Source organism: Streptomyces sp. NPDC050388, assembly GCF_040655635.1.
Taxonomy (GTDB): Bacteria; Actinomycetota; Actinomycetes; order Streptomycetales; family Streptomycetaceae; genus Streptomyces.
In genome coordinates, this window is the sequence record NZ_JBFAKH010000040.1 from 62,737 (window position 1) to 70,845 (window position 8,109).

At 71.3% G+C, this 8,109-nt stretch carries 10 protein-coding genes and 3 pseudogenes; 2 read left to right on the plus strand and 11 right to left on the minus strand.

Going from position 1 to position 8,109, the window contains the following annotated elements:
• Positions 1 to 82: 82 nt before the first annotated feature.
• Positions 83 to 194, minus strand: a pseudogene (locus AB0I73_RS23135) (aldehyde dehydrogenase family protein); the annotation flags it as partial.
• 326 nt (positions 195 to 520) lie between these two features.
• Positions 521 to 892: a ferredoxin gene (locus AB0I73_RS23140; protein WP_363040198.1), complete on the minus strand. Its 372-nt coding sequence runs from the start codon at positions 890 to 892 to the stop codon at positions 521 to 523.
• 172 nt (positions 893 to 1,064) lie between these two features.
• On the opposite strand from AB0I73_RS23140, the gene AB0I73_RS23145 reads away from it, so the two are divergent.
• On the plus strand, positions 1,065 to 1,439 hold the full coding sequence (locus AB0I73_RS23145; protein ID WP_363040220.1) for a DUF6479 family protein: 375 nt from the start codon (positions 1,065 to 1,067) through the stop codon (positions 1,437 to 1,439).
• A 4-nt stretch (positions 1,440 to 1,443) separates the two neighbouring features.
• Here the strand turns inward: AB0I73_RS23145 and AB0I73_RS23150 are convergent, their stop codons facing one another.
• Together AB0I73_RS23150 and AB0I73_RS23155 are read right to left on the minus strand one after the other, a co-directional pair.
• A complete protein-coding gene (locus tag AB0I73_RS23150; protein WP_363040200.1) occupies positions 1,444 to 2,697 on the minus strand; it encodes a M20 family metallopeptidase in 1,254 nt (417 codons plus the stop codon).
• 209 nt (positions 2,698 to 2,906) lie between these two features.
• Positions 2,907 to 3,139, minus strand: a pseudogene (locus AB0I73_RS23155) (hypothetical protein); the annotation flags it as partial.
• A gap of 10 nt (positions 3,140 to 3,149) precedes the next feature.
• Between AB0I73_RS23155 and AB0I73_RS23160 the strand changes: the two are divergent.
• Positions 3,150 to 3,416 (plus strand): annotated as a pseudogene (locus tag AB0I73_RS23160) (4-hydroxy-2-oxovalerate aldolase); the annotation flags it as partial.
• Here AB0I73_RS23160 and recA read toward each other — a convergent pair.
• The 7 genes from recA to AB0I73_RS23195 form a co-directional block, all read right to left on the minus strand.
• Positions 3,388 to 4,494, minus strand: coding sequence for a recombinase RecA (gene recA / locus AB0I73_RS23165; protein WP_363040202.1), 1,107 nt, complete (start codon positions 4,492 to 4,494; stop codon positions 3,388 to 3,390). The pseudogene AB0I73_RS23160 and the gene recA sit on opposite strands and share 29 nt — an antisense overlap.
• 57 nt (positions 4,495 to 4,551) lie before the next feature.
• A complete protein-coding gene (locus AB0I73_RS23170) occupies positions 4,552 to 4,812 on the minus strand; it encodes a hypothetical protein (RefSeq protein ID WP_363040204.1) in 261 nt (86 codons plus the stop codon).
• 20 nt (positions 4,813 to 4,832) lie between these two features.
• A complete protein-coding gene (locus AB0I73_RS23175) occupies positions 4,833 to 5,321 on the minus strand; it encodes a single-stranded DNA-binding protein (RefSeq protein ID WP_363040206.1) in 489 nt (162 codons plus the stop codon).
• Positions 5,322 to 5,332: 11 nt separating this feature from the next.
• Positions 5,333 to 5,995 carry a hypothetical protein gene (locus tag AB0I73_RS23180; RefSeq protein WP_363040208.1) on the minus strand — a complete coding sequence of 221 codons (663 nt, stop codon included), beginning with the start codon at positions 5,993 to 5,995 and terminating at the stop codon, positions 5,333 to 5,335.
• Between the two features lie 224 nt (positions 5,996 to 6,219).
• Positions 6,220 to 6,732, minus strand: a complete 513-nt coding sequence (locus AB0I73_RS23185; protein WP_363040210.1) for a hypothetical protein — start codon at positions 6,730 to 6,732, stop codon at positions 6,220 to 6,222.
• A complete protein-coding gene (locus tag AB0I73_RS23190) occupies positions 6,729 to 7,676 on the minus strand; it encodes an ATP-binding protein (RefSeq protein WP_363040212.1) in 948 nt (315 codons plus the stop codon). Before AB0I73_RS23190 ends, AB0I73_RS23185 begins: the two co-directional genes overlap by 4 nt.
• Before the next feature lie 238 nt (positions 7,677 to 7,914).
• The coding region (locus AB0I73_RS23195) for a Holliday junction DNA helicase RuvB C-terminal domain-containing protein (protein ID WP_363040214.1) at positions 7,915 to 8,109 on the minus strand (195 nt) is incomplete at its 5' end.

Consider the following 8,109-nt stretch of genomic DNA (forward strand, 5'->3'; position numbering starts at 1 on the left):
CTCGAGTCCCAGCTCGGTGTCCGCCGTGAGCTGAGGAATCGGCACCGCGGTGCGCACCGCCTCGTCGAGGCGGACGGTCGGCACCACCGAACGGCGAGCGCAGGTCGCGCGGGTACCAGGTGTTCACCCAGGACGCCCCCACCCGCATCGCCTGCGCCGCTCCGGTGCCCGCGCTCGAGGTCCTGGGTCCGCACCGGTCCACAGGGTGGGCCCGATCCGGGAACCCCCACCCACTCGGCGAACGCCCCGTGGGCGCCGGCGTCAAGAAGGCCGACTTCCTCGGCCTGACCGCCAAGCAGCTCCTCCTCAGGGGAGACGCACAGCAGTACCTCGGCCACTCACTCCCGGTAACAAAAAGGCCGAGGGGTGACCTCACAAGTCCGCCGGGCCGGCCGCACCGGCGAACCCCGGAGATCATCCCGCCGAGGCGACCCGACCAGGTCTGCGCCCGATGAAGCACGCCCCTCGACGAAGAGCACGCTCCGTCGAGGGACACGCTTCTTGGAGAGCGTCCTCGCCGTCAGTTCAACGTGGTGAGGAAGTCCGTGCAGGCACGCGCGCAGGCCCGGCACGCCTCGGCCGTGCGCTCCGCACCGGAGTGCCCGTCGAAGACGTGCGCGCCCTCCAGGCACACCTGCCGGCACCACTCCACCTGGAGCCGGATGGTCGTTTCGTCCACCTGGCTGTCCTCGGACAGCACACGGCACGTCGCGTCGCACACCTCCGCGCACATGATGCCCCTGCGCCGCACGAGTTCCTGGTTCCTGCCGCTGTCCGGGTCCACGAGGCTCGCCCGCACCGCGCAGGCCCGCGCGCACTCCGTGCACGCCTGCGCACAGGCGAAACGGTCCTCGAGAAACCGGAACAGCTCCTGCTGCGATGTCGTCGTCACGCCGCGCGGGTAGCCCTGGCCGCGGGCGGTCAAACCCGCCGCACTCCCGGGTTCGTCGTCCGTCCCTCACCGCGGCCCCCACGGGGGCGCGCCCCCGTGGCCCGTCCGAAGGGTTCGGCGGGCGAGCCCTGGGCACTCGGGAGCCATGTTGAGTACTGCGGTGAACACCCTGATGCACGCCTCCGGGGCCGAGTCGGCCGATCTCGCCGCGAGCCGCGGCACCATCGGCATCGGGCTGGTGGTGGTGGCCGTGCTGGTCGTGGGCCTGCTGATCGGCCTGTTCACGCTCGGCAGCCGCCGAGTCAGGCGCGGGGACTCGCCCAGGCCGCACCCCGATGAACAGCCCCGGACGCCCGAGGAGGGCCCGGTGCGTGAGGCCCGTGAACGCCGGGAGCCCGACGAGATGCCCCGGAGCGACGACCGCCTGCTGCCGCACGACCTGCACGGCGGCAGCTCCGGCAGCCGCACCGGCACCTCCCAGGACCGGCCCCGCTGGGAGGAGGGCGGCAGCGGCGGGTTCGGCAGCGGCGGGCCGGGCCGGCACTGACGGCTCAGGTGCCGAGCCAGGCGAGGGCGGCCACGGTCAGGGCACGGACGCCGGTGTCCAGGGTGGGCTGGACGAGGGGGGCGAAGGCGGGGCTGTGGTTGACGGGGATGTCCTGGTCGAGGGTGCCCTTGCGGGCGGCCTCGGCATAGCGGGCGGGGTCGACGCATCCGATGCCCCAGTAGGTGAACGGCACTCCGAACGCACCGGGGATCTCACTCATGTCCTCGCTCGCGGTCTGCAGGTCGATGGTGTGCGCGTCCTTTCCGAAGTGCGCGGCGAACGCCTCGGCGACCCTACGGGTCGCCGCCTCGTCGTTGACGGTGGGCGGGAAGGAGGTGGTCCGCTCGATCTCGGGCTCCTCGGGCGAGCGGGACGCCGCGCACTCGGCACGGACGATCCGGGTGATCGCGTCCAGGACGTGGCGGCGCGTGGCGTCGTCGTAGGTGCGCACGTTGAGCTCGATGACGGCGCTGTCGGGAATGACGTTGGGGCCGGTGCCCGCGTGGATGCTGCCGACCGTGACCACGGCCGGGGTCGTGGCGGCCAGTTCCCGGGAGACGACGGTCTGCAGACGTACGACGATCATCGCGGCCATCACGACGGGGTCCACCGCGGCCTGGGGCATGGAACCGTGCGCCCCCCGTCCGTGGACGGTGATGCGCAGGCTGTCGGCCGCCGACAGGAACGGCCCGGGGCGGGTGCCGACGTATCCGGCCGGATAGGGCAGCACGTGCTGGGCCAGTACCACGTCGGGCCGGGGCGACCTGGACGTCAGCCCGTCGGCGATCATGGCATCGGCTCCGTCGCCGTTCTCCTCCGAGGGCTGGAAGAGCGCCACGAAGGTGCCCCGCCAGGTGTCGCGGTCCTCGGCCAGCAGCCGCGCGCAGCCCAGCAGGCAGGTCACGTGCATGTCGTGTCCGCAGGCGTGCATGACGGGCTGCTCGGTGCCGTCCGGGGCGGTCACGGTCGCGGTGGAGGCGTAGGGCAGGCCGGTCTGTTCGCGCACCGGGAGGGCGTCCATGTCGGCACGCGCCATGACGGTCGGGCCGTCCCCGTTCTCCAGGACGCCGATCACCCCGGTTCCGCCGACGCCGGTGACCTCGTAGCCGAACGAGCGCAGGGCCTCGGACACCTTCCCCGCGGTGCGGTGTTCCCGCAGTCCGAGTTCGGGGTGCCGGTGCAGGTCCTGGTAGACCTCCTCGAGGTGGGTGCGGATGCCGTCGAGGCCGGCCGGCACGACGGGGGCGCGGGCGCTCATGGGTGACTCCTTGGCACGGGTGGCACTGCTGTCATCGGTGACCGCCCGGAACCCGGCCACCGCGAGGCGGGCACGGCGCACGGTCGGCTCCGGGCCCGCTCCGTGATCTCGTCATGCTCTCGGCATGTTCTCGTTTTCCCTCCACAGACGATTCGACCACACGGAGGCGGGCCGTGCCTCGGTCGGGCGTCCCGCCGCGGCACGTGCGGCTACGCGCCGCCGCGCAGGGTGCGGGAGAGGCCCGGGGCAGCCGTGCGCGTGCGGACCGCGGAGGCGAGCTGGGCGGGCCCGAAGCGCGCCGCCGGAACCGCGCGACGGACAGCGCGGCGGCCGTCTCTCCCCCGGCGAAGACGGCCGCGGCGGTGCCGTTCAGCGGCAGGACGCCGCCGACGCGAGAGGGCAACTGGAGCGCGTCGTGTCCGTGGACGCGTTCCACCCTGAGGGGTCGGCACCACGGCTGCGAGTCGTTCCCGCTGATGGACGCGGCCGACGACCTGGCACGGCCACCGCAGGACCGCGAGGTCCGGATGGACCGGGAGGCGCTGAGCCTCGGGTACGCGGGCGTGTACTCCGGCTCCCTGCGCCACGCCGAGGCGGCGGCCGGAGGTCACGGGCTCGACACCCGCTCGATCCTGGTCGAGGCAGGCCGGCGTGGCATGATCGGCGGCCATGCGACGTTGAGCGCGGTGGTCACGTCCATGCCGTTGTCGGCGGCGTAGTGGTCGCGGCCTGCGGCGTCGTGAGGCCGATGGAGCCGGCGGGGACGGCGTCGGTGCCGGGCTCCGCCACCGGAGCCTCCGGCCGCACCCCGATACCGAGCTTCTCCAGGATCTTCTTCTCGATCTCGTCGGCGAGGTCGGGGTTGTCCTTGAGGAAGTTGCGGGCGTTCTCCTTGCCCTGGCCGAGCTGGTCGCCCTCGTAGGTGTACCAGGCGCCGGCCTTGCGGACGAAGCCGTGCTCGATGCCCATGTCGATCAGGCCACCCTCACGGCTGATGCCCTGGCCGTAGAGGATGTCGAACTCGGCCTGCTTGAAGGGTGGTGCGATCTTGTTCTTGACGACCTTGCAGCGGGTGCGGTTGCCGACCGCCTCGGTGCCGCTCTTGAGGGTCTCGATGCGGCGGATGTCGAGGCGCACCGAGGCGTAGAACTTCAGTGCCCGGCCACCGGTCGTGGTCTCCGGGGAGCCGAACATCACGCCGATCTTCTCGCGGAGCTGGTTGATGAAGATCATCGTGGTCTTCGACTGGCTGAGCGCACCGGCGATCTTCCGCAGCGCCTGACTCATCAGCCGGGCCTGCAGACCCACGTGGCTGTCGCCCATCTCGCCCTCGATCTCCGCGCGCGGCACCAGCGCCGCGACGGAGTCGACGACGATGAGGTCGACGGCGCCGGAGCGGACCAGCGTGTCGGCGATCTCCAGTGCCTGCTCGCCGGTGTCCGGCTGGGACAGGATCAGGTTGTCGATGTCGACGCCGAGCCTCTTCGCGTATTCGATGTCGAGGCCGTACTCGGCGTCGATGAACACCGCGGTCCCGCCGACCCGCTGCACGTTGGCTATGGTGTGCAGCGCGATGGTGGTCTTCCCGCTCATCTCCGGGCCGTAGATTTCCACGACCCGCCCGCGCGGCAGACCGCCGACGCCGAGGGCCACGTCGAGGGCGAGGGAGCCGGTCGGGATGACCTCGATGGGAGCCCAGGGATCGTCGCCGAGGCGCATGACCGAGCCCTGGCCGAACCGCTTCTCGATCTGGGCGAGGGCGATCTCGAGCGCCTGCTCGCGGTCCTGTTCTTTCATGGTCGCCACCCTGGGAGTCCTGTGCGTCCCCTGCACACATATCGGATACTTGTTCGTTCACAGCAGTTCTCGGTCCACTCCTTCAAGGCCCCGTCCGGCACCGACGATCCGTCCCCGCGTCACCGGGGAGGGCGGGACGGCAGCGATCCGCAAGGTTTCGCTGCGGGCCGCCTCGCTCCCGTTGTCCGGCCGGACTTCGGAGGCGGTCTCCCGGTATTCGGGGTGGCAGTCGGTGCAGGTCAGGCCGATGGCGGCGGCCGGGGTCCAGCTCTCGAGCCGTGCCTGGCCGCTTGGCGGGAGGTCCTTCATGACGATCACCCGGCAGTTCTTCGCCCGGATCAGAAAGGGAACGTGGGGCTGTCGTGCTCGCGGGAGGCGCTTTTGTCCCCGCCGGGAACCCCCGGCCCGTCGTTCGGCGTGGACGGGGCGGTGTCGAAGAGGGTGCCGCCGGGCGTGCCCGCGCGCGGAATCCTGCTGACCGTCGCGGCGGCGTAGCGCAGGGAGGGGCCGATCTCCAAGGCCTCCAGTTCGATGACGGTCCGCTTCTCGCCTTCCCTGGTCTCGTACGTCCGCTGGTGCAGCCGCCCCTGGACGATGACGCGGGTGCCGCGCGCCAGGGACTGGGCGACGTGTTCCGCCGTCTGCCGCCAGGCCGAGCAGCGCAGGAACAGCGTGTCGGCGTCCTTCCACTCGTTGCTCTGCCGGTCGAAGGTGCGGGGCGTGGAGGCGACGGTGAAGTGTGTGACCGCGTCGCCGGACGGGGTGGTGCGGATTTCGGGGTCGTCGGTCAGGTTGCCGACGACGGTGACGACGGTCTCGCCGACCATGAGAGGTACTCCTAACGCACGAACGGACGGGAGAAGTCGGCTGCCCGACGGCAACGCCGGCGCTCCGGGGTGTCCTCGGGCTCACTGCCCGGCCCCTTTTCGCCTTGTTCTCCACCTTGTTCTTCTCGCCCTTCTCGTTCTTCTCGTTCGACAGGCCCCGCCGCGATCAGTCTCGAAGCGTGGGCCGGAGCGTTCTGCATCGGGATGCCGAGCCGGGGGACGGTGCAGGGACGGCCGACGGCAGCCCCGCACCAGGGGCAGGGCACGCGGAGGGCGTGGACGCGGAGGTCGCTTTTCGAGCGGCCGGCGAGGGCGGGCGGTGGCTGGGCCGGGACGGCGGGGGCCCGCTTGACGCGCTGTCCCGAGGCGATCGCGGTCACGATCGCGAGGAGTTCCGTGCGGTAGCGGTGCGGGTCGTCCGGGTCGGTTTCCGGGAGTGGCAGTGGGTCGCGGGCGAGCCGCTCCTCCCGGATCGTGTGCACCTCGGCGCGGATGTCGGCGGCGTCGATGTGGGACTGCCTGCGGCCCAGCCGGATCACGGCCTCCCGCGTGTCGGCGATGTCCAGGTCGGCGAGCAGGAGGTGCCAGGCGTCCGTCGCGGTCTCCTCCAGATGCATCGACGGGCACATCGCCGCGACCAGGCCGGCGAGCTCTGCGGTCTCGGTCGGCGTCATCCGTTCCTCCCTTCCGCGGGGGCGCGTCCCGGGTGAATCCGGTGCCCCGCTTCCCGCCCCGTCCGCCGACTGCCGGTACAGGTACAGGACGGTCCCGCAGGCGCAGCGCAGCCGCCCGTCGCTCCCGAGACTCCAGCGGCCGCAGCCGAGGTGACCGGCTTGTGAGATCAGGAACCACAGAGTGGCGGACAGATCCCTGTCGGAGCGCGCCGTGGCGGTGGTCATCACGTCTCGCCGCCGCCGAGGGCGAGCAGCCGGCGCAGGTCGATCTCGCCGGTGTGCCAGGCCCGGGCGACCCGTTCCGCTCCGCCGGGCACGGGCCGCAGGCTGAACGAACGCGGTTCGGAGGCCGGCGCCACCACCAGGCCCGGGATCACCTCGCCGGTGTGCGGATCGGCGACCGGGTCGAAGCAGGCGAGCCGGCCGACGAACTCCCGCTTCCAGGCGGGGCGCACCCGGACCTGGGTCTCCACCTCGCCGGGGTGGTTCGCGGCCACCCAGGCGGTGAAGGCTTCCTCGTCGGCGACCACGACCGCCGGCTGGGGATCGATGAGCGTGAGGGTGGCGATCGGGATGTCGTCCGGCAGGGTCACCCGCATCGACTTGAGGGCGAGCTCGGCACGAGCCGCACGCAGCCCGTCGAGGACCGCGCGGCGCTCGGCCCGGTACTCGGCCTCCACCGCGTCGCGCAGCACCCTGAGCACGACGACCCGGGTGGCGTGGTCCCGGAGGTTCACGCTGCCTCACCCTTCCGCTCGGTCTGCTCGGTCTCCTCGGTCTGCTCGATCCTCTTTTCGGCCTCTTTCCTCGCTTCGGTGCCGCGGCGCACGATGAGCTCGCCCAGCGTGGTCGAACCCCCGGCGGGGTCCAGAACGGCGGCGGCGAGCAGGTTGTGCCGGCGCGCCTCCTCGTAAAGGCCGCGGAGTTCCTCATAGGTGGTGTGCGGGGCGGTGGCGGTCGTGAGGTAGTCGGACGCGCTCGGGGTGGGCTTGCCGGCGTTGAGCCATTCCAGGACGGCCTCGGCGAACGCCGCATCCGGCTTGCGGACGACGAGCCCGGCGAGCGGCTTCGCCCGGGACTTGGAGATCACCAGGGTGTTCTCGTGATCGAGGTCGCCGACGATGTCGAACTCGTACTCGATTCCCTCTCGCTGCTCGGGCTTGAGCCCGACCTTGCGCGGCACCTTGCGCCCGCGCTCGTCCGCCTCCACGACGTACTCGGTCTTGGTGCGCATGGTGGCGATGAGATGACCGGGGTAGGCGAGCAGGGCGTCGATCATCGCCCGCTCCAGGGGGCGGGCCTCCCTCCAGCCGGCGAAGGTGTTGCCTCCCGCGACGCGCTTCGCGGCGTTGTCGACCTGCTCCAGCATCCCGCCCGAGCCGGACCAGAAGTGCGTGAGCGAGTCGACGATCACGACGTCGTAACCCTCGTGGGCTGCCACCGCGAGCGCCTCGACGAGCGCGGGGGGCTCGAACGTCACGAGCGGGAGGGTGTCGAAAGCGAACTCGTCGGCGTACTTGGAAGCGCTGCCGTGCTCGGTGTCGATCAAGGCGATCCGGTCGCCGATCCCGGTGCCGATGACGAGCGCGCTGTAGGTCTTGCCCGACCCGGTGGGCCCGGTGAGCGCGATGCGGGCCTTGGCCTGCTCCTTGGTTGCGGGGGTGAAGGTGAAGCTGTTCACGCCGTTCTCCTCTGGCGCATCCGACGGCGGTTCGGGGTGGGCTTGGGGAGGGACAGGACACAGTCCTCATCCGGCAAGACGTACACCCACACGGCCGATGCCTCAGTTCGAATACCTGTTCGAAACCGATTGGAATCCCACGCTAGGCACGACCGGAGGGGAAAATCAACACTTCATCCATAAAAAACGGACAAGAGACTGTATGACCGTTTTGAGTCCCAGAATGAGTGCGCCTGCGTCAGCCACGCGGCGGCACGAGGCCGAAGTGCTCCCACGCGGCGGGCGTGGCGATCCGGCCGCGCGGGGTACGGGCGAGCAGGCCCTCCCGCACCAGGAACGGCTCGGCGACCTCTTCCACGGTCTCACGTTCCTCGCCCACCGCGACGGCCAGCGTGGACAGGCCGACCGGGCCGCCGCCGAACAGCCTGAGCAG